The organism is Streptomyces sp. NPDC050732 (assembly GCF_040654255.1).
Taxonomy (GTDB): Bacteria; Actinomycetota; Actinomycetes; order Streptomycetales; family Streptomycetaceae; genus Streptomyces.
Genome location: NZ_JBFAHP010000015.1, coordinates 1 through 21,066 on the forward strand (window position 1 = coordinate 1; position 21,066 = coordinate 21,066).

General features: G+C 72.5%; 16 protein-coding genes and 1 pseudogene. 11 read left to right on the top strand and 6 right to left on the bottom strand.

Features of this window, described 5'->3' with window-relative positions; translation table 11 throughout:
- Positions 1-116 precede the first annotated feature (116 nt).
- On the bottom strand, positions 117-1,061 hold the full coding sequence (locus tag AB0H82_RS15510) for a Gfo/Idh/MocA family oxidoreductase (protein ID WP_362992810.1): 945 nt from the start codon (positions 1,059-1,061) through the stop codon (positions 117-119).
- A 19-nt stretch (positions 1,062-1,080) separates the two neighbouring features.
- Positions 1,081-2,082 (bottom strand): zinc-binding dehydrogenase, encoded by a 1,002-nt coding sequence (locus AB0H82_RS15515; RefSeq protein WP_362992812.1) that lies wholly within the window; start codon positions 2,080-2,082, stop codon positions 1,081-1,083.
- Between the two features lie 256 nt (positions 2,083-2,338).
- Between AB0H82_RS15515 and AB0H82_RS15520 the strand changes: the two genes are divergently transcribed.
- Positions 2,339-3,883, top strand: a complete 1,545-nt coding sequence (locus tag AB0H82_RS15520; RefSeq protein WP_362992814.1) for a glycoside hydrolase family 3 N-terminal domain-containing protein — start codon at positions 2,339-2,341, stop codon at positions 3,881-3,883.
- Here AB0H82_RS15520 and AB0H82_RS15525 read toward each other — a convergent pair.
- A complete protein-coding gene (locus AB0H82_RS15525) occupies positions 3,855-6,212 on the bottom strand; it encodes a collagenase (protein ID WP_362992816.1) in 2,358 nt (785 codons plus the stop codon). The genes AB0H82_RS15520 and AB0H82_RS15525 overlap by 29 nt on opposite strands.
- 183 nt (positions 6,213-6,395) lie before the next feature.
- Entirely contained in the window at positions 6,396-7,556 is a 1,161-nt protein-coding gene (locus tag AB0H82_RS15530) for an MFS transporter (RefSeq protein WP_362993112.1), read from the bottom strand.
- 186 nt (positions 7,557-7,742) lie between these two features.
- Between AB0H82_RS15530 and AB0H82_RS15535 the strand changes: the two genes are divergently transcribed.
- From AB0H82_RS15535 to AB0H82_RS15565, 7 genes are all read left to right on the top strand, one after another.
- Complete coding sequence (locus AB0H82_RS15535) at positions 7,743-8,489, top strand: helix-turn-helix transcriptional regulator (RefSeq protein ID WP_362992818.1); 747 nt, start codon at positions 7,743-7,745, stop codon at positions 8,487-8,489.
- A gap of 84 nt (positions 8,490-8,573) precedes the next feature.
- Entirely contained in the window at positions 8,574-9,794 is a 1,221-nt protein-coding gene (locus AB0H82_RS15540) for an FAD-binding oxidoreductase (RefSeq protein WP_362992820.1), read from the top strand.
- Positions 9,784-10,107, top strand: a complete 324-nt coding sequence (locus AB0H82_RS15545; RefSeq protein ID WP_362992822.1) for a (2Fe-2S)-binding protein — start codon at positions 9,784-9,786, stop codon at positions 10,105-10,107. Before AB0H82_RS15540 ends, AB0H82_RS15545 begins: the two co-directional genes overlap by 11 nt.
- Positions 10,088-11,629: an NAD(P)/FAD-dependent oxidoreductase gene (locus AB0H82_RS15550; protein ID WP_362992824.1), complete on the top strand. Its 1,542-nt coding sequence runs from the start codon at positions 10,088-10,090 to the stop codon at positions 11,627-11,629. Before AB0H82_RS15545 ends, AB0H82_RS15550 begins: the two co-directional genes overlap by 20 nt.
- Positions 11,626-12,534, top strand: a complete 909-nt coding sequence (locus AB0H82_RS15555) for a dihydrodipicolinate synthase family protein (RefSeq protein ID WP_362992826.1) — start codon at positions 11,626-11,628, stop codon at positions 12,532-12,534. The genes AB0H82_RS15550 and AB0H82_RS15555 overlap by 4 nt, the downstream gene beginning before the upstream one ends.
- A gap of 65 nt (positions 12,535-12,599) precedes the next feature.
- The gene (locus tag AB0H82_RS15560) at positions 12,600-13,604 is read left to right on the top strand and encodes a proline racemase family protein (RefSeq protein ID WP_362992828.1); all 1,005 of its coding nucleotides are present in this window, start codon (positions 12,600-12,602) and stop codon (positions 13,602-13,604) included.
- 104 nt (positions 13,605-13,708) lie between these two features.
- Positions 13,709-14,383, top strand: coding sequence for a GntR family transcriptional regulator (locus AB0H82_RS15565; protein ID WP_362992830.1), 675 nt, complete (start codon positions 13,709-13,711; stop codon positions 14,381-14,383).
- Between the two features lie 7 nt (positions 14,384-14,390).
- Here the strand turns inward: AB0H82_RS15565 and AB0H82_RS15570 are convergent, their stop codons facing one another.
- Positions 14,391-15,944 (bottom strand): PQQ-dependent sugar dehydrogenase, encoded by a 1,554-nt coding sequence (locus AB0H82_RS15570; protein ID WP_362992832.1) that lies wholly within the window; start codon positions 15,942-15,944, stop codon positions 14,391-14,393.
- A gap of 124 nt (positions 15,945-16,068) precedes the next feature.
- A complete protein-coding gene (locus tag AB0H82_RS15575) occupies positions 16,069-16,740 on the bottom strand; it encodes a lytic polysaccharide monooxygenase (RefSeq protein WP_362992834.1) in 672 nt (223 codons plus the stop codon).
- A 798-nt stretch (positions 16,741-17,538) separates the two neighbouring features.
- On the opposite strand from AB0H82_RS15575, the pseudogene AB0H82_RS15580 reads away from it, so the two are divergent.
- The 3 genes and pseudogenes from AB0H82_RS15580 to AB0H82_RS15590 form a co-directional block, all read left to right on the top strand.
- Positions 17,539-18,330 (top strand): annotated as a pseudogene (locus tag AB0H82_RS15580) (glycosyl hydrolase family 5); the annotation flags it as partial.
- 82 nt (positions 18,331-18,412) lie between these two features.
- Complete coding sequence (locus AB0H82_RS15585) at positions 18,413-19,915, top strand: glycoside hydrolase family 6 protein (RefSeq protein ID WP_362992836.1); 1,503 nt, start codon at positions 18,413-18,415, stop codon at positions 19,913-19,915.
- Positions 19,912-21,000: a lytic polysaccharide monooxygenase gene (locus AB0H82_RS15590; protein ID WP_362992838.1), complete on the top strand. Its 1,089-nt coding sequence runs from the start codon at positions 19,912-19,914 to the stop codon at positions 20,998-21,000. The genes AB0H82_RS15585 and AB0H82_RS15590 overlap by 4 nt, the downstream gene beginning before the upstream one ends.
- Positions 21,001-21,066: the final 66 nt, after the last annotated feature.

Here is a 21,066-nt window from a genome sequence, read left to right on the forward strand (position 1 = left end):
CTGGGGCGCCGTGCGGCATGGGGGTCCCCCCTGCTCGAGCGCAGCCGAGAGCTTGGGGGAGGGCGTGCCGGGCGTCGGGGCGCAGGCGGGGGTTCGAAGACAGGCTCTGAGTCCCTTCAGAGCCGGACGGCCCTGCCTCCCGCCGCGTCCGAGCGTTCCGCCGCGACGATCACGTCGTCGACGAGACGGGCCTCGGCCACCGGGCAGGCCGGGGTGGTGCCAGCCGCCACGGCGGCCGCGAAGTCGGCGAGCAGCGGCTGGTGGGGGTTGGGCGCCGGGGGCAGCAGGAGAGGTGACCCGGCGGCCCCTTCGAGGTGGCCCGAGTCGAGCGGGTCGAGCGTCACGGCGCGTCCGCCGCCCGTGAGCCGGATGCGGTCCACGGGCGGGGCGTCGCCCCACTCCATGAGGCAGTGCGCCCGGAGCCCGGACGGCCAGCGCAGGACGAGCTGGGCCTGCCGCTCCGCGCCGCGCGGGAAGCGGCGGCCGAGCCGGGCCGTCACCTCGTCCGGCGCTCCGAAGAGGTGGAGCAGCAGATCGATCCGGTGGCTCCCCGCGTCGGCGAGGACCCCGCCGCCGGACACGGCGGGATCGGTGCGCCAGCGCATCGGATCGCCGGGCCCCGGCTCGAAGGCGCACCGGAACCGCACCTCCACCCGGTCGGGCGCCCACCCGGCGAGCTCCTCGCGCAGCCGCCGCACGGCGGGCGCGAGTCTGCGGTAGTAGGCGACGCCCGCGCACCGCCCCGTCGTGTGGAGCGCGCTCCCGGTGCCGAGGCCGCCCGCGAGCGGCTTCTCGATCAGCACGGGCAGGCCCGCGTCCAGCACGGCACGGGCGACCGGTACATGGAGCGCGACGGGGGTGGCGACATACACGGCGTCGACGCCGGACAGGAGGAGGTCGGGGTCGGCGCCCGACCGCGCGACCCCGTACCGCTCGGCGGTGCGCGCGGCGCGGTGCGGGTCGCGGCCCCAGAGGGCCACCGGTTCCTCGCCGAGCGCGTGCAGCGCGGGCAGCACGCGGCGCGTCACGACGTCGCCGTATCCGGCGATGCCCCATCTCATGCGGTTGTCCTCCGGCCGTTCAGGGGACGATCGCCACCTTCAGGGTCTCGGGCGGCGGGCCGTCGTAGGGGGCCTGTCCGGCGTCCGGGTAGAGGGAGCGGCTGGCGGAGAGCTGTTCCAGGGCCTTGGAGAGTTCGTCGAGGGGGTAGGTGTGGGTGTGGAGGTCGGGCAGGCGCAGGGCGTCGGTGCGACGGTGGGCGAGCCGTTCGGCGGTCGCGAGCGCCTCGGCGCGGGCGGTGTCCAGCGGCTCCGCGGAGCTGTGCACCCGCAGCCCCTTGCGCTCCCAGGTGACCAGGTCGACGGTGACGTGCGTGTCGACGTGGTGCGTGCCGAGGAGGACGACGAGGCCGTTCTGCCGTACGAGACGCACGCAGGCGTTGAGGGTGGTGGGGGTGCCGACGGCGTCGACGGCCACGTCGAAGTCCGCTCCGACGGACGCCAGCTGTTCCGCGCTGCCGTCCACGCGGCGTACGTCGTCGGCGCCCGCGGCGGACGACCGCTCAAGGCGCCAGTCGTCGAGGTCGACGGCGACGACCTCGGCAGCGCCGCGCGCCAGCGCCACCCGCAGTGCCAGCTGTCCCACGGGCCCCTGTCCGACGATCGCGACGCGGTCGCCGAGCCGGATGCCGCGGGTGGCGTGCACGGCCAGCGGCAGGAGCTGCAGGATCGCGCCCTGTTCGAAGGGCACGTCGTCGGGCAGCGCGCCCACGGAGATCTCGCGGGCCAGCGCGTAGTCGGCGTATCCGGTGGTGAGCGGGGTCCGCACGAATACCCGCTGCCCGGGCACGACCCGCCGTACGCCCGCGCCCGCCGCCTCGACCACTCCGGCGATCTCGTGGCCGAAACACCCCTGGGAGCAGTGCTCGCGCAGTCCGTAGTAGTGGAAGTAGGCGAGGTCGCTGCGGTTGCAGACCGTGCAGGCCCGGACGCGGACGAGGACTTCCGACGGTCCGGGTTCCGGCACCGCGACATCGGTGACCAGCCTGATGTCACGCCTGCCGACGAGCTCATACCTGCGCATGGGCCTCTCCTCTCAGCGGATGTGATCCGCGGAAGCCTCAAGGATTCCCCAACTCTCGCCCCGAGAGGGCGGATTCGCCCGCCTCGACCTGTTCCGACTCCTTGACAGCCCTGATTGGTACGAGCCAATATCCACTATCCGATTGGCCTGGACCAATCAGCAGGAGCCCCGCCGCACACCCGCTCACCTCGTGCACCCCGCACACCCCATGCCCCGTACGTCTCCCGTACGTACCCGCAACTTCGGAGGTCGCGCCATGGCATCGAGCAGTGACCCGACTCTGGAGCACCTCGCCCACTCCGTGCTGCAGCCCGGCTTCGAGGGCACCACGGCCCCCGACTGGGTGCGCCGCAGGATCTCCGAGGGCCTGGGCTCCGTCGTGCTGTTCGCGCGGAACATCGAGACGCCCGAGCAGGTCGCACGGCTCACCTCGGACCTGCGCGCGGAGAACCCCGACCTCATCGTCGCCATCGACGAGGAGGCGGGCGACGTGACGCGCCTGGAGGCGTGGACCGGCTCGTCCCGCCCCGGCAACCTCGCCCTCGGCGCCGTCGACGACATCGACCTCACCGAGCGCGTCGCCCACGACATCGGCCGCGACCTGCACGCGGCGGGCGTCTCCCTCAACTTCGCGCCCAGCGCCGACGTGAACTCCAACCCGCTCAACCCGGTGATCGGCGTACGCTCCTTCGGCTCCCGCACCGACGTCGTCTCCCGCCACACGGCCGCCTGGATCCGCGGCCTCCAGGAGGCCGGCGTCGCCGCCTGCGCCAAGCACTTCCCCGGCCACGGCGACACGGTCGTCGACTCGCACTACGGCCTGCCGCAGGTGAAGGGCTCCGCCGAGGAGATCGCCCTCACCGCGCTGCCGCCGTTCATCGCGGCGATGGAGGCGGGCGTGCGCGCCGTGATGACCGCGCACCTGCTCGCCCCCGCCTACGACCCGGACCTGCCCGCGACCCTCAGCCACCGCATCCTGGTGGAACTGCTCCGCGGCGAGCTGCACTTCGACGGCCTCCTGGTCACCGACGGCATCGAGATGGGGGCCGTCACCGACCGCTACGGCATCGACGGCGCGACCGTGAAGGCGGTGGCCGGCGGCGTGGACGCGGTGTGCGTGGGCGGCGAGAGCGCCGACGAGTCGACGTTCGACCTGCTCTCCACGGCCCTGGTGAAGGCCGTGCTCGACGGCACGCTGCCCGAGACCCGCCTCGCCGAGGCGAGCACGCGCGTACGGGAGTTCGCCGCCTGGTCCGGCGAGCGGTCCCGGGCCGTGGGGCGCGCCCCGGAACCCTCCGACATCGGCCTGGTCGCGGCCCGCCGCGCCGTGCGGGTGCACCACCGCTCCGGCACGGCGAACGCGGCGCTGCCCGTCGTGGGCGTGCCGCACGTCGTGGAGCTGTCCCCCACGATGAACCTGGCCATCGACGGTCACACCCCGTGGGGCGTCGCCGAACCGCTGCGGGACCTGCGCCCCGGCACGACGTCCGTACGCCTCACGGAGCCCGACCTCGCCCACGTCGGCGACCTCCTGGACCGCGAGGTGCTGACCCCGGCGACGGGCCGCGCCCTGGTGGTCGTGGTCCGCGACGCGGCCCGGCACCGCTGGGTGACCGACACCCTCAACCGCATCCTGCGGTGCCGCCCCGACGCCCTGGTCGTGGAGATGGGCGTCCCGGCGGGCGACGCGCTCGGTGCCACCCGCCTGATCACCCACGGCGCGACCCGTGTCTCGGGCATCGCGGCGGCGGAGCTGCTCGCGGGCGGGGGTCTCACCCCTTCAGCGGCCCCTCGCAGCTGAAGTCCGCGCTCCCCGCGCGCCCGTCGGACCAGATGTCCACCTCGCCGAACGAGCAGTTCATGTCGGTGAGGTTGTTGTCACCGGCCAGGGAGCGGTCGAGCAGGAAGTAGTCCACCGTCTCCGACATGTCCTTGAAGACGGTGTCGGGGCTGTCGGCCGCGGTGAGGTTCGCGGTGATCCTGCCCGTGCAGGTGTACCGCGGGCGCTCCGGTGCGGCGTTCGAGCGGCAGTCGGGCGTGATGCCCGTCGTCGCGGCGATGGAGGTGCGGACCTGGGCGGCGGTGGTGTCGCGGAGCTCGCCGACCGGCACGTACTTCGTGTCGGGCACGAAGAGGTCGTCGACGCGGGCGATCTGCTTGTCCAGGAAGGCGTCGTACTGGCTCTGCAGTCCGCGGTCCTTGCTGAGCCGGTCGCGCCAGGCGTCGAAGGCCGCAGGGTCGTCGGCCCGCAGGTGCCGGTACATCTCCTTGACGAGGGCGGGGCGTTCGGTCCACAGGAACTCGAAGAACGTGCCGGCGTAGTCGTAGAAGCGGAAGCCGTCCCCTTCGTAGGTGGCGTGCAGCAGCTGGTCCACGGTCATCCTGGGGCCGCCGTTCGCCGTGTCGTCGATGACGCCCTGGACCAGTGACTTGCGGACCTTGATGCCGTCGTCACGGGTGGCGCCGTCGAAGAACTCCGCGGTGCCCTCGTCCATGGCGGTGGTCCGGTCGCCCTGGTACCACGGGCCCTCTCCGAAGAAGCCGGGCACCGCCCAGCGGCCGTTGAGGTAGTGCGTGTACTCGTGGCGGAAGAGCTCCTCCAGCGTCAGCGTGGAGTCCTGCGGGACACGCCGCTGGTAGGTGTAGAAGGTCGCGCCGCGCTCTATGTAGACGCCGCCGTTGTTCGTGTCCATCCCGGTGAGCAGCGGGTGGTAGTTCTCGTAGTCGGCGCGTGAGGCGTAAAGGACCGTCGTCAGCGTGGTGTTGGGGTCGCCCGCGAGCGGCTTCTCGGTGCCGACGACGCGGTGGAACTGCGCCTTGACCTGCTTGCTCGCGTAGTACAGCTGGTCGACGGTCTTGCGGTCCAGCGCCGTGCGGACCTTCATGCCGCCCTGGTCGTACGTATAGGTCTGCGGGAAGACGCGGCGCTCGATGTCGGCCTTGCACACGTTGTACGGCGCGCAGGCATCGAACTCGTTGAGCCAGAGGGCCACCTTCGCCCAAGGGGCGCTGCCTTCGCCGAAGTTGCGGACGGTGACGGGCAGCAGGCCGCCGAGGCCGGTGACGATCTCGCCGGTGAGGCCGTCGATCTGGCCGAACCTGCCGTACTCGCTCAGTGCGTCCCGCACCACCCAGGCGTTGCCCGTGCCCTTGAGGTGGGTGTGCCCGCCGAAGGCCTTGAAGGCGGCGCGGTAGGACGGATCGGCCTTCACCGCCGCGTGAAAGGCGGTGTCCTTGTTGCCGGGGTAGACGCCGAGGTAGCTCAAGGAGAGCGCGGCGAGTGCGGATCCGGCCCAGGCGGCGTCCTTCGCCGTGTCGGGGTGCTTGGCGTCCATGGTGGCCAGGACCCGTTTGACGAGCGGGAGTTGGTGCTGCCGCAGGCCGGGCGCGCCGGCGGCGTAGAGGGCCTCGCGCAGCGAATCCGCGTTGGTGCGGGTCACGTCGAAGGTGCGGGCCGCCGAGCCGAAGGCGGCGACGGCGCGGCGCATCGCGTCCACGGTCGGCGCGTCGGTGACGTCGATCTCGTCGTGCGAGAAGTCCTGGTAGGCGACGGCGTGCAGATAGGTGAGCAGCTCCAGGAGGTTGCTGCCGTTCTTGCCGTCGTGGGCCGCCGCGAGGCGGGTGACGCGGCCGGAGACGGCCTGGACGTGCGCGTCCGACATGACGGGGGCGAGCCGCGGGTCCCAGGTCCAGACGAGGGTGCGCAGACAGCCGTCGGCGGTGACGGCCGGGTCGGTGAGGAAGTCGGCGAACCGCTCGGGCGACAGACCGGTGACGCCGTCCAGGGTGCAGGGCGCGGCCGCGACATCTGCCGCGACCTCCTTCTCAGGCTTCGGCGTGCGGGCGCCGGGGACCCGGCCGTCCTTGAGTCCGCCGGGCGCGGGGATCTTGAAGGCGCCCGGCTCGGGGGCCTTCGCCCTGCGGTCGACCACGTCGAGGGGGTTCGGTTCTGTGGGTGCGGACGCGGACGCGGATGCGGACGACACGGTCGGGGCGGTGGTGCGGGGATCGGGCGTCGCGGGGGACGGTTCGGCCGCTTGTCCGTACTGGGCGGCCGAGATGCAGAGGGTCGCCGCTGTCGCGCCGGCGAGCACGGATCTGCGCAGGGTTCGTAGACGTGGCTGGGACACCGAGGGCTCCTGTGTGGGAGGTGGGGGAGAGAGGTGATGTCACGCTGAACTGACGCACGGACAGCCCCACTTGAGGGCTGCCGCCGCGTCATGTGATGCGTAACGTAGTAATGTGAAATTGCACTGACAACCCCTCAGGCGCCGCCGACTGTCACGGATTTACTGGCTCAGGAGCGGGGCGGCTCAAGGGCGGGTTGGGTCATCCGCCCCCGGCTCGCGCAGGGTACGCAGGAGGAGCCAGCCGAGGGCGGGCAGCGCGATCAGCGGCGCGAGGGCCACCCGCAGGGAGGCGGCGTCCGCGACGGCTCCGATCAGTGGGCTCGCGAGGCCGCCGATGCTCACGGTCAGCCCCAGCGTGACGCCGCTCGCCGTGCCCATCCGGCGCGGCAGATAGTCCTGGCCGAGCGTGATGTGCAGGGAGAACGGCACGTACAGGCCGGCCGAGACGAGCGCGACGAAGACGTACAGCAGCGGCCCGGGGACGAGGACGACGCCCGCGACCGCGAGGACCGTCGAGGCGTACGACCACCTGACGACCGGGATGCGGCCGTACCGTGCGGCGAGCCGCCCGCCCGCGACGGTGCCGGCCGCGCCGCCGACGTAGAGCACGAACAGCGCGACGGTACCGGCGGCCGCACCGCCACCGGTGCGCTCCCGCACGAACAGCGCGATGAACGTGCTCAGCCCGGTGAAGACGACCGAGCGGCAGACGACGGCGGCGGACAGCTTGAGGAAGGACGGCCAGTCGTCCTCGGCGACCGGGGAGGGCGCGGCCCGCGGACCCTCGGACGCGCCTTCGTCGGCGGCGGCCTCCCGCGCCCGGACGCTCCGCAGCGCGGCCACGCAGAGCACGGCTCCCGCGAGGGCGGGGACGACCAGGAGCGGGGACGCGCGCAGGCCGCCCGTCGCGACGACGGCCGAGACCAGCAGGGGCGCGGCCGCGAAGCCGAGGTTGCCGCCGAGGGAGAACCAGCTCATGGCCGTGTGGCTGCCCCGGCTCGCGTGCCGCGCCACCCGCGCCGCCTCCGGGTGGTACGCGGCGACGCCGATGCCGGACACGGCGACGGCCAGCAGCGTCAGCGGATAGCTCCCGCCGACCCCCGCGAGGGCGACCCCGGCACCGCCCACCACCGTGCTCACCGGCAGCAGCCACGGCATGGCCCACTTGTCGGTGAGCGCGCCGAACAGCGGCTGCACCACGGAGGAGAGCAGCGAGGCGGCGAGCACGATGCCGGACGCGGCGGCGTAGGTATAGGCGCGCTCGGCGACGAAGAACGGGACGAGGGCGGCGACGGCACCCTGATAAATGTCCACGCAGGCGTGGCCGAGGGAGAGGAGGGGGATGGGGCGGGGGCGAGGGCTGGTGCGGGATCGCTTGGTGTGGGGTGGCTTTGTGTGGGGTGCGCGTGGAGCGCGTACGTACACGGGTGACGGTGAGGGTCGGCTTGTTGGGCGTGAGGGCTGGTTCGTCGACACCGCCTCATCCTCGCCAGCCCGGACCGTGGCCCGCTTCCGATAAAGTGCCAACCTGTGCCGAAGATCCGCCACACCCCCCAAGCCCCCACCGTCACCCGGGAACTCGCCCCCGGAGAGCGCATCGACGCGCACCGTCACGACGACCACCAGATCATCTACGCGGGCTCCGGCGTCGTCGCCGTCACCACCGACGCGGGCACCTGGTTCGCGCCGGGCACCCGGGCCATCTGGGTCCCCGCGGGATGCGTCCACGCGCACCGCGCCCACGGCCACCTCGCCCTGCACCTGCTCGGCCTGCCCGCCGACACGAACCCGCTCGGCCTCGACTCCCCCACCGTCCTCGCCGTCGGCCCGCTCCTGCGCGAACTGATCCTCGCCTGCACGCGCGCCCCGCACGACGCGTCCCCGGAGCGCCGCCGGCTGCGCGCCGTTCTCCTCGACCAGCTGCGCGCGTCACCGCAGCAGCCCGTGCAGCTGCCCGCCCCGGCCGATCCGCGCCTCATCACCGTCTGCGACCTGCTGCACAGCGACCCCGCCGACCCGCGCGGCCTGGCGGACCTCGCCGCCGCGGCGGGGGCGGGCGAACGCACCCTGAGCAGACTGTTCCGTCGGGAGCTGGGGATGACCTTTCCGCAGTGGCGCACCCAACTGCGCCTCTATCACGCGCTGCGCATGCTCGCCGACGGCATGCCGGTCACCGCGGTCGCGCACCGCTGCGGCTGGTCGTCCACCAGCGCGTTCATCGACGTGTTCCGCCGCGCCTACGGATACACGCCCGGCGCGCACCAGCGCCGCGACTGACCGCCCCCCTTCCGGCTCCACCGGCCAACTCCCTTGCGTGTACGCACCCTTGGCAGCAGCAGTGCCATGTGAAATATTACTGCCGTGCTCACGAGACACCCGTCCGCACAGCCGGACCTCATCATCGTGGGGGCGGGCGTCGTCGGCGCCGCGTGCGCCTACTACGCCGCCCGTTCCGGACTCGACGTCACCGTCATCGACCGCGGCCCCGTCGCGGGCGGCACCACCGGAGCGGGCGAGGGCAACCTCCTCGTCTCCGACAAGGAGCCGGGCCCCGAGCTCGAACTGGCCTTGCTCTCAGCACAGTTGTGGCGGGAGCTCGCGGCCGAACTTCCCTCCCGCGTCGAGTACGAGGCGAAGGGCGGCCTGGTCGTCGCCTCGACCGAACCGGGGCTCGCCGCGCTGCGGGACTTCGCCGCGGCGCAGACACACGCGGGCGTCAAGGCGACCGAGGTCCCCGCCGACCGCCTCGCCGACTTCGAACCGCACCTCGCACCCGGCCTCGCGGGCGGCTTCCACTACCCGCAGGACGCTCAAGTGCAGCCCGCCCTCGCCGCCGCGCACCTGTTGCGGGCGGCGACCGACGCCGGACGCCTGACACTGCGGCTCGGCGAGGAGGTCACCGCGGTCCTCACCGGCACGAAGGGTGAGGTGCGGGGCGTACGGACACAGCGGGGAGAGGTGCGGGCGCCGCACGTGCTCAACGCGGGCGGCACCTGGGGCGGTGAACTGGCCCGCATGGCGGGCGTGGAGCTGCCGGTGCTCCCCCGCCGCGGCTTCGTCCTCGTCACCGAACCGCTGCCGCGTGTGGTGCGCCACAAGGTGTACTCCGCGGAGTACGTCGCCGATGTCGCCAGCGGTTCGGCGGCACTGCAGACATCGGCCGTGGTGGAGGGCACCCCGGCGGGCCCGGTGCTGATCGGGGCGAGCCGGGAGCGGGTGGGCTTCGACCGGACGCTGTCGGTGGAGGTCCTGCGACGGCTCGCGGCCCAGGCGGTCGGCCTGTTCCCCGCCCTCGCCGCGGTGCGTGCGATCCGGACGTACGCGGGGTTCCGCCCCTACCTTCCGGACCACCTCCCGGCGATCGGTCCGGACCCGCGCGTTCCCGGCCTGCTGCACGCGTGCGGCCATGAGGGCGCGGGCATCGGCCTCGCCCCGGCGACCGGGGCGCTGGTCGCGGCGATGCTGGTGGGAGCCGAACTCCCCCTGGCGGCACGCCCATTCGACCCGGCGCGCTTCGGGCGCGAGGACTCGGCAGTGGACCCGCCCAAGACCTCGGAGAGGAGCGGCCCCCATGCCATCTGACGACCGGACCCCCGCCGAACGCGTCGGGGTGCCCCCTGGAACCGCCTTCACGATCACCTTCGACGGACGTCAACTCACCGCGCTCCCCGGCCAGTCCGTCGCCGCCGCGCTCTGGACCGCGGGGATCCTCTCCTGGCGGACCACGCGCGTCGGCGGCCGGCCGCGCGGGGCGTTCTGCGGCATCGGCCAGTGCTACGACTGCCTCGCGACCGTCAACGGACGGCCCAACAGGCGGGCGTGCCTGGTCACCGCCCGCCCGGGCGACACGGTCACCACCCAGGAAGGGAACGGTCATGCCGGGCTCGACGACTGAGGCCACCGCGGCGCCGAAAGGCCCGCCGCACGACCTCGCGGTGCTGGGCGCCGGACCCGCGGGCCTCGCCGGCGCGGTGACGGCAGCGGAACTCGGCCTGTCCGTCGCCCTGTTGGACTCGGCGCCACAGCCAGGAGGCCAGTTCTACCGACACCCCGTGGCCGCCACACGCGCCGCCCGCCCCGAAGCCCTGCACCACGACTGGTCCACCTTCGCCGACCTGCGCGACCGGCTGGCGGCGAGCGACGTCACCCGGCTCTTCGGTCATCACGTCTGGACGGTGACGCGTGCGGCGGAGGACCACTGGACGGTCCACGCCCTCACGGGTGAGGACGGCGGGTGCGACGAGGACGGCAGCGGTGACGCGGGGCAGCGTCCGGTGGTCGTCCGGTGCCGCGCGCTCCTCCTCGCGACCGGCTCGTACGAACGCCAGCTTCCCTTCCCCGGCTGGACCTTGCCCGGGGTGGTGGGCGCGGGCGGCGCCCAGGCCATGCTCAAGTCGGGCCTGGCCCTGCCCGGCCGGCGCGTGGTCGTCGCGGGGAGCGGTCCCCTGCTGCTCGCGGTGGCCGCGTCGCTCACCGCGGCCGGGGCGGAGGTGCCCGAACTGATCGAGTCCTCCGGATACCTCGGCTACGCCCGCCACCCGGCCGTACTCGCCGGCCAGCCGCACAAGTTGGCGGAAGCCGCGCGCCACGGCACGAGCCTCCTGCGCCACAAGGTGCGCCCGCGCAACCGTCACGCGGTGACCGAGGCGCACGGCGCGGACCGGCTGGAGGCGGTGACCGTGTCCCGCCTCGACCGCGACTGGCAGCCGGTGCCGGGCACGGACCGCCGCATCGCCTGCGACGCGCTCGCCGTCGGCCACGGCCTGGTCCCCCAACTGGACCTGGCGACCGCCCTGGGGTGCGCGACCCGCCGCGCCGCCGACGGCACGCACGCCCTGGCGCTGACCCCGCTGCAGGAGACGTCGCTGCGCGGTCTGTGGGCGGCGGGCGAGACATCGGGCATCGGCGGCGCACAAGCAGCCCTGGTCGAAGGCGAGTTGGCCGCACTGGCCATCACGGCCCGGCTCACCGGACGCCGGCCCGCCCCGGCCTCACGCCTGCGCGCCCTGCGCCGTCGCCGCGACCGCATGACCGCCTTCGCCGACGTCGTGGCCGCGGCACACGCGCCGGGCCCCGGCTGGACCCGGTGGCTCTCCGACGACACGGACGTCTGCCGCTGCGAGGAGGTCCCGGCGGGCCGGATCCGCGAGGCCGTCACGGAGTACGGCGCCCGCGACGCACGCACCGTGAAACTCCTGACCCGAGCGGGCATGGGCTGGTGCCAGGGCCGCATGTGCGGCTGGACGACGGCCTGCCTCGCGTCATCACCCCCTGTCGGCGGCACTCATGCCCCTGACCACCGCCTCCTCGCGGCACCCGTGCCGCTCGGCACCCTCGCGTTCCTCCCGGAGGCCCCCGGCTCCCCCGCCTCCCCTCCCCACTCGCCTCCCCACCCGACAGAAGGACAGCCCTCATGACCGCCACCACCTGGACCGCCGACCGCCCCTGGCGCGGCATCATGGTCGCCACCGCGCTCCCCTTGCGCGACGACCTCTCCATCGACTACGACGCCTACGCCGAGCACGTCAGCCACCTCATCGGCAATGGCTGCGACGGCGTCGTCCCCAACGGTTCCCTCGGCGAGTACCAGACCCTCACCGACGACGAGCGCGCCCGCGTCGTCCGGACCGCCGTCGCGGCCGCCGGCGACGGGGCCCGCGTAATGCCCGGCGTCGCCGCCTACGGCAGTGCCGAATCCCGCCGCTGGGCCGAACAGGCCGCCGAAGCGGGCTGCGGCTCCGTGCTCCTCCTCCCGCCGAACACCTACCGCGCCGACGACCGGTCCGTACGCGCCCACTACGCCGAGGTCGCCGAGGCGGGCCTGCCCGTGGTCGCCTACAACAATCCGTTCGACACCAGGGTCGACCTGACCCCGGAGCTGCTGGCCGGGCTGCACGGCGACGGCACCGTCGTCGCGGTGAAGGAGTTCACCGGCGACGTCCGCAGGGCGTACGAGATCGCCGAGGTCGCCCCGGAGCTCGACCTGCTGATCGGCGCCGACGACGTACTGCTCGAACTGGCACTCGCGGGCGCGGTCGGCTGGATCGCCGGCTACCCAAACGCCTTCCCCGCCACCTGCGTGGAGCTCTACGACGCCGCCCGCGCCGGGGACCTGGAGACCGCACTGCCCCTCTACCGGTCGCTGCACCCGCTCCTGCGCCAGGACTCCAAGACGGAGTTCGTGCAGTCCATCAAGCTCTCGATGGACATCGTGGGCCGTCGCGGCGGCCCGACCCGCCCGCCGCGCTCGCCGCTGTCCGGCCCCACGGAGGCGCTGGTGCGCTCGGCCACGGAGAAGGCGATGGCAGCAGGCCACCGCTGACCCTCCCTTCCACCTATCCCCCCCCCCGCGATCTATCCCCCCGCGACGAGAACCGGAAGGGACCCATGCGCACCCGTCACGTCTTCCACGCCGTCGACTCGCACACCGAAGGCATGCCCACGCGGGTGATCACCGGCGGTGTCGGAGTGCTCCCCGGCGCCACCATGGCCGACCGCAGGCTGCACTTCATCGAGCACCTGGACCACCTCCGCACCCTCCTGATGTACGAGCCGCGCGGCCACTCCGCGATGAGCGGCGCGATCCTCCAGCCCCCGACCCGTCCGGACGCCGACTACGGAGTCCTCTACGTCGAGGTGTCCGGGCTCCTCCCCATGTGCGGCCACGGCACCATGGGCGTGGCCACGGTCCTGGTGGAGACCGGCATGGTCCCGGTCACCGAGCCCGTCACGACGGTGCGCCTCGACACCCCGGCGGGCCTCGTCTCCGTGGACGTACGGGTGAGCGACGGCGCGGCCACGTCGGCGACGCTCACCAACGTTCCCGCGTTCTGTGTCGCCCTGGACCGCAAGATCGAGGTGCCGGGGCACGGCACGGTGACGTACGACATGGCCTACGGCGGAAACTTCTACGCCTTCGTCCAACTCGACGCCCTCGGCCTGCCGTTCGAGCGCTCACGCAAGGACGACCTGCTGGCGGCGGGCCTCGCCGTCATGGAGGCGATCAACGCGTCGCCGGACCGCCCGGCCCACCCCGAACAGCCGGAGATCGCCGGGGTGAAGCACGTCTATCTGGCCGCGCCGGGCTCGGACGCGCACCGCTCGCGGCATGCCATGGCCGTCCACCCGGGCTGGTTCGACCGCTCGCCGTGCGGGACGGGCACGTCCGCGCGCATGGCACAGCTGCACGCCCGCGGCGAGCTGCCGCTGGACCGCGACTTCGTCAACGAGTCCTTCATCGGCACCGAGTTCACCGGGCGGCTGGTGGCGGAGACCGAGGTGGCGGGTCTGCCCGCGGTCGTCCCCCGGATCACCGGACGGGCCTGGATCACGGGCACCGCCCAGTACTTCCTCGACCCGGACGACCCTTTCCCGGCGGGCTTCCTGCTCTGAGCCCCCGCCTCGCCTCCTCCGGAGCGCCCTCCCGCCCCCAACTTGCCACGTGACATTGTACTTTGGTGATCTACGCGGGCGCGGGGACCACCGGAGGGGACACCATGGGGCACCTGAAGCAGAAGAACCTCATCACCACCAGGGAGCGGCTGCGCGACCAGGTCGGCCACGCCCTGCGCGCCGCCCTGATCTCCGGCGAACTGCGCCCCGGCGAGATCTACTCCGCGCCCGGCCTCGCCGAGGACTTCGGCATCTCGGCGACGCCGGTGCGCGAGGCGATGCTCGACCTGGCCAGGGAGGGCCTCGTCGAGCCCGTCCGCAACAAGGGCTTCCGGATCACCGAGGTCAATGAGCGCGACCTCGACCAGTACACGGAGATCCGCGGCCTGATCGAGGTCCCCATGATCGGCCGGATCACCCGCACCGCCGCCCGCGAGGACCTGGAGGTGCTGCGCCCGGTCGCCGAGGAGATCGTGCGCGCCGCCCGCGAGCACGACCTCATCGCCTATCTGGAGGCCGACCGCCGCTTCCACCTCTCGCTCCTCGCCCTCTCGGGCAACGACCGGCTGGTCGAAACAGTCGGCGACCTCCGCAAGCGCTCCCGCCTCTACGGCCTGACGACGCTGGACGAACGCGACCAGCTGACCCCGTCGGCCGAGGAGCACATCGAACTCCTCGACCTCATGCTGTCGGGCGACGCCGAGGCCGCCGAGCGGTGCATGGCCCGGCATCTCGGCCACGTGCGGTCGCTGTGGGCCGAGAACGACAACCGGCCCTGACGGAACGTCACCGTCCCACGGCGCAGGCGTCCCCGTTGAGCAGGAAGCGCGGCGGCGGCGTGCTGTCTCCGGTGTGGTCGGCGAGATAGCCGAGGGTGACGCGCCCTCCCGGCGCGACAGCGGCGTTGTACGGGGCGTTGGCGGCCGTGACGGTGTTGCTTCCCTGGGTCAGGTCGGTGTTCCAGTCGGAGACGACGGTCTGGCCGAGGGCGAGGGGGAACTCCAGCCTCCAGCCGTTCACGGGCGTGGTGCCCGTGTTGGTGACGGTGAGGTCGACCTTCGTTCCCGTGCCCCAGCTCTGCACGGTCCTGTCCACGCGGCAGGTGGGTTCCTCCCGTGCGAGCGAGAGGCGGTGCAGGCCGCCGGGCAGGTCGTTGACCATGTAGAGCTCCCCGTCGACGGTCGCGCCGATCGACGTCACCTGGGTGGGCAGCTCGCCGATCTCCGCCTGTTCGTAGCCGCCGCTGCCGTCCGGGCGCAGCGCCCAGACCGTGGAGGAGCAGTAGTCCGTGGCGAGATACGTGCCGTCGGCCAGGTCGGCGTACTTCTTGCCGCGGTACACGTGGCCGCCGATGACGGAACACCCGCCCGTGTACGGGGAGTACGTGAACACCGGCTTGGTGTACTGCTCGCCCGGGGCGCAGTCGCCGCCCTCGAACCGTTCCAGCCCTTCGTAACAGGACCAGCCGAGGTTGAGCCCGCCGCGGCCCGGCGCGAGGTGGTCGATCTCCTCCCAGCGGCCCTGGCCGACATCGCCGATCCACAGCGAGCCGTCGGCCCGGTCGAAGGAGAACCGCCACGGATTGCGCAGCCCGTACAGCCAGATCTCCGGGCGGGCGCCGGGGACATCGACGAAGGGGTTGTCGTCGGGGACGCAGTAGGCGCGCTCTCCGCACGTGCGGTTCACGTCGACGCGCAGGATCTTGCCCAGCAGCGTGTCCAGCCGCTGCCCGGCGCGCAGGGGGTCCGCCGAACCGCCGCCGTCGCCGATGCTCCAGTAGAGGTGCCCGTCGGGGCCGAAGGCGAGCTGGCCGCCGTTGTGGTTGCTGTACTCGGCGTGCTCCTGGGAGAGCAGGGGCTCAAGTCGGGCGCCGTCGAGCCGGTAGCGGGCGAGGGTGACCGCGCCGTCGGGCAGGGCCGTGTACGCCAGGTACAGCTGTCGGCTGGTGGCGAAGTCGGGCGGGACGGCGATGCCGAGCAGGCCGCGTTCGTTGCCCGACTCGTCGACGGAGGACTTGATGTCGAGGAGGGGGGTCGAGGCCAGACCGGTGTCGGGGTGGTAGACGCGGACGGTGCCGGACTTCTCGGTGACGAAGAGCCGGCCGGTGCCGTCGTCGGGGGCGGCGAGGGCGGTGGGCCGTCTCAGCCCGGACGCGACCTGCGTGGTGGTGGCGTGCAGCGAGGTGAGGGGGACGTCCGCGGCTCTGCCGGTCGGGGGCGCGCCGGACGCCGTGGCACACGGGGCCGCGGTGGCGGTCAGAGGGGTGGCGAGGGTGCTCAGCAGGAGGGCGAGGAGGACGAGGGGCAGGGAGAGGGGGCCGGTCCGGCGGCTTCGGGGCATGTCGGCTCCAGAGGGTGGGGCGCTGGGCGGGGCGGTGCACCGGGGAGGGAGGGGCAGCCGGCCGGGCCGGACGCGTCCCGCCGGGCATGGCGCTGCCCGGCAGGACGGTGATCGGCCGGTGCGGTCAGCCGAAGTCGACGTCACTGCACAGGAAGTACGTCTGGTCCATGTGCGACGCCTGCCAGATCGTGTACACCACGTGGCGGCCGCTGTAGCCGGAGGTGTTCACAGGGATCGAGTAGTTCTGGCTCGGCGCGTACTTGCCGGTGCGGGCGACCAGTTCGAGATCGCTCCACCGCAGGGGCTGGGTGACGGGGTCGTAACCCTGCCGGCTGACGTAGACCTCGAAGTAGTCCGCGCCGTGGCTGGCCTGGTCGTACAGCTGGACGGTGAAGTCGTCGGCGAGGGCCGTGGTCCGCCACGCGCCTGGGGTGTCCAGCGCGTTGTAGCGTCCGCCCTCGGTCCGGCCGCCGCTGCACAGCTGGCCGTCCGGGACGACCGCCCGGAAGTTGCCGCCGGAGCCGTTGCGGTACAGGCCGTTCCAGTTCCACATGGCGTTGGGGTCGGCCCGCCACGCCTGCCAGCACATGGGGTCCTGCTGGGCCATCGCCGGGTTGAGGTGGTCGCTGCCCCAGCGCTGCCAGCAGCCGTAGTTGCGCGACGCCGGGTCGACGACCGAACCGTGCGCCGCCGCGGTCCCGCTCCAGGGGACCAGGCCGAGCAGCAACGCGGCCAGGGCGCTGAGGACGAGCGTCAGGCCGCGTCTCGTACCGAGGAGATGAGAATGACGATCCATGGGGCTCCGCCTTCCTGTGGGGGTGCGTCGGGTGAGACGTGGGGGGTGACGTGTGGAGCGACTTGCAGGGCGATCCATGGGAGCGCTCCCGCGAAACAATCTGCGGGTGCGCCAACATGGCGGCAACACCCGAACACGCCACATACGCGTGGTAGTTGACGGGGCAAGCGAGGGGGCGCGGCGACGGCCCGACGGCTCGCCCCACGGCGGCCGCCCCGCCCGGGCGCCGGACGTGCGGCACGAGGCGCGCACGCGGCAAGAGCCGGGCCCAGGGGCCGATTCCCCGACCTCCGCGAGTCCCTCCCCGCACCGCGCGGCGCAGTGTTCCCATCGGTCGGCGGGCGCCGGTTCGGCGCATGACACCGCCCCCGGGGCGCCCCCGGAGGTGGGTTCCGCGCCGGCGCGGGCCGCGAGAACCGGCCGGTGCGCTTGGGCACGGGCGCGCCCAGCGACGTCGTACCTGCTCACCAGGCCGGTCGGCCGTCGGTGCGGGGTGCCGACCGATGCCTGCAAAACCCTCCCGCCGACCCGCCCGAAACCGGCGTCATCCGGACCCGCCCGCCGGATGGCCACTTTCGCTCGCTGCGGGCGGGGTTACGTTCGTCCGCGGATTCCTGTACAGGGTGCCGGATTTCGTTCGACGGATCGGCTCCCACAGGGTTGTCATGGCCCCATCGGACTCCTACAGTCCGGCTGTGGGAGGTGGGAGCGCTCCCATCTCACGGCACCAGTCCCCGCGACACCCCCTGTGAGACCCGGCCCCCTCGGAAAGAGGGCCCCTCGGAGAGAGGCTCCCCCATGCGCTCATCACCGCATCGCCTCCGCACCGCCAGCACCGTCCGCACCCTGTCAGGCGCTCTGCTCACCGCTCTCACCACGATGGCGGCGCTCCTCGTCGCCGGCGCCCCCGCCCAGGCCGACACCACGATCTGCGAACCCTTCGGAACCACCGTGATCCAGGGACGCTACGTCGTGCAGAACAACCGCTGGGGCACCAGCGCCCCCCAGTGCGTCACCGCCACCAACACCGGCTTCCGGGTCGCACGGGCCGACGGTTCGGTGCCCACCAACGGCGCCCCCAAGTCGTACCCGTCGGTCTTCAACGGCTGCCACTACACCGTCTGTTCACCGGGGACCAAGCTCCCCGCGCAGCTCAGCACGGTCTCCAGTGCGCCGAGCAGCATCTCCTACGGCTATGTCTCAGGCGCCGTGTTCAACGCCTCGTACGACATCTGGCTGGACCCGGCCCCTCGCACCGACGGCGTCAACGGGACCGAGATCATGATCTGGTTCAACCGGGTCGGACCGATCCAGCCCATCGGCTCCCGGGTCGGCACCTCCACCGTCGGCGGGCGCACCTGGGAGGTGTGGACCGGCAGCAACGGCGCCAACGACGTGATCTCCTTCGCCGCCCCGTCGACGATCACGAGCTGGAGCTTCGACGTCATGGACTTCGCCGACCAGGCCGTCGCCCGGGGCATGGCGCAGCGCAACTGGTACCTGACCAGCGTGCAGGCCGGCTTCGAGCCGTGGCAGAACGGCACCGGGCTGTCGGTGAACTCCTTCTCCTCCGCCGTGAACCTCGGCGGCTGACCCGGCCAGGAGTCGCCCTGCCCCCTCCCCCCCCAGACCTCGCCCCCGCCCCCCGCCCCGCCGCCATCCAGGAGAGCACATGACCGACCCGACCAGACGCACGAGCGCCCGGACCCGCAGACCCCACCGCAAGCGAACGGCCGTCCTGGCCGCCGCGTTGAGCACTCTGCTGCTCGGGGCGGCGGTCCAAGTGGCCGCGCCCCCGGCGTCGGCGGCACCCCCGACGTCAACAGCACCCTCGACATCAACGGCGTCAGGGGCGGAGCCGCACGTCGACAACCCGTTCGCCGACGCGTCCTTCTACGTCAACCCGGACTATGCCCGCCTCGTCGACGGGTCCATCGCCAGGACCACCGACGCGACGCTCAAGTCCCGGATGGAACAGGTCAAGGGCTATCCGACAGCCGTCTGGCTCGACCGGATCGCCGCCATCCACGGCGGCGACGCCAACGCGGGCCGCAAGAGCCTCGCCGACCACCTGGACCTGGCGCTCGCGCAGAAGAAGCCGGGCCGCCCGCTCGTCGCCTCGTTCGTGGCGTACGACCTGCCGGGCCGCGACTGCGCCGCCCTCGCCTCCAATGGCGAACTGCCCCTCAGCCACAAGGGGTTGGCCCGCTACAAGGCCGAGTACATCGACGAGATCGCCAAGGTCTTCGCCAGACCCAAGTACCGGAACATCCGCATCACCACGGTCATCGAGCCGGACGGTCTGCCGAACCTGGTCACCAATCTCTCCGACCCGGAGTGCGCCCGGGCCAAGAGCAGCGGCATCCAGGTGGCCGCCACCCGGTACGCCCTGAACAAGCTGCACGCCATCCCCAACGTGTACACGTACATGGACGTCGGCCACTCCGGCTGGCTCGGCTGGGACACCAACCTCGCCCAGACCGCCCAGCTGTACACCGACGTCGTCAAAGGCACCAGGGCCGGCCTGCGCAGCGCGGACGGTCTGATCACCAACGTCTCCAACTACACGCCCCTGACCGAGCCGTTCCTCACCGACCCGAACAAGACGGTCGGCGGTGACATGATCAAGTCCGGCACGTTCTACGGGTGGAACCCGAACTTCGACGAGACGGACTTCACCAAGGCCCTGCATTCCGCGCTGGTGGCCCAGGGCTGGCCCGCTTCCACCGGGATGGCCGTCGACACCTCCCGCAACGGCTGGGGCGGCAGCGACCGCCCGACCGCCGAGGGGACCAGCACCGTACTCGACACCTACGTCAGCCAGTCCAAGGTGGACCGCAGGACCCACCGCGGCCTGTGGTGCAACGTCAGCGGCGCGGGGCTCGGCCGGCCCCCGCAGGCCGTGCCCGCGGACTCCCCGGACTCGCACCTCGACGCGTTCCTGTGGGTCAAGCCGCCCGGGGAATCGGACGGTGCGAGCGAGGACATCCCGAACGACGAGGGCAAGCGTCCGGACCCGATGTGCGACCCGGACCACTCAGCGCCCGGCGCGGGCGGCAACCCGTCCGGCGCCATGCCCGACGCGCCGCTCGCCGGCCACTGGTTCCACGATCAGTTCTCCATGCTCGTACGCAACGCCCACCCGCCCGTACCCACCGAAAGCCGAACCCCATGACCCGAAGCAAGAGACGACCACTGTCCTTACTCGCGGTGCTGGCCACCCTGATCAGCGGGCTCGGCCTCGTCCTGGTCGGCCAGCAGAGCGCGCAGGCGCACGGCGTGACGATGACGCCCGGATCGCGGACCTACCTCTGCTACCTGGACGCCAAGACCAGCACCGGCGCGCTCGACCCGACGAACCCGGCGTGCAAGGCGGCGCTCGCGGAGAGCGGCGCGAACTCGCTGTACAACTGGTTCGCCGTGCTCGACTCCAACGCGGGCGGCCGTGGCCCGGGCTACGTCCCGGACGGCAAGCTGTGCAGCGCCGGCGACCGCTCCCCGTACAACTTCACCGGCTACAACGCCGCCCGCGCCGACTGGCCCCGGACGCACCTCACCTCCGGAGCGACGATCAAGATCAAGCACAGTAATTGGGCGGCGCACCCGGGCGACTTCCGCGTGTACGTCTCCAAGCCCGGCTACTCGCCCACGAAGCCGCTGGGCTGGGGCGACCTGGAGCTCGTCCAGACCGTCACCAATCCGCCGCAGTCCGGTTCCGTGGGGAGCGAGTCCGGTCACTACTACTGGGACCTGAAGCTGCCCTCGGGCCGCTCCGGTGACGCGATGATGTTCATCCAGTGGGTGCGGTCGGACAGCCAGGAGAACTTCTTCTCCTGCTCCGACATCGTCTTCGACGGAGGCAACGGCGAGGTCACCGGCATCCGCGACGGCGCGGGAGGCCCCACTCCCACCCCGACGCCCACGCCCACGCCGACCCCGACCGACCCGCACACCGGATGCATGGCCCTGTACAAGGTGACGAACTCCTGGAACGGCGGCTTCCAGGGTTCCGTCGAGGTGATGAACCACAACACCACCGCGCGTGACGGATGGGCCGTGCGCTGGGAGCCGGGCGCCGGCACGAAGCTCGGCCAGGTCTGGAACGGCACCCTCAGCACCGGCTCCGACGGCGCGGTCACGGTCAAGAACGTCGACCACAACCGCACCATCCCACCGGACGGCACGGTGACGTTCGGCTTCACCGCCACCTCGACCGGCAACAATCTGCCGACCGGCTCGATCACCTGCGTCAATCCGTAGCGACTTCAGTCTGCAGCGGCTACAGCCTGTAACGGCAACAGCCTGTAGCGATAAAACAACAGATCC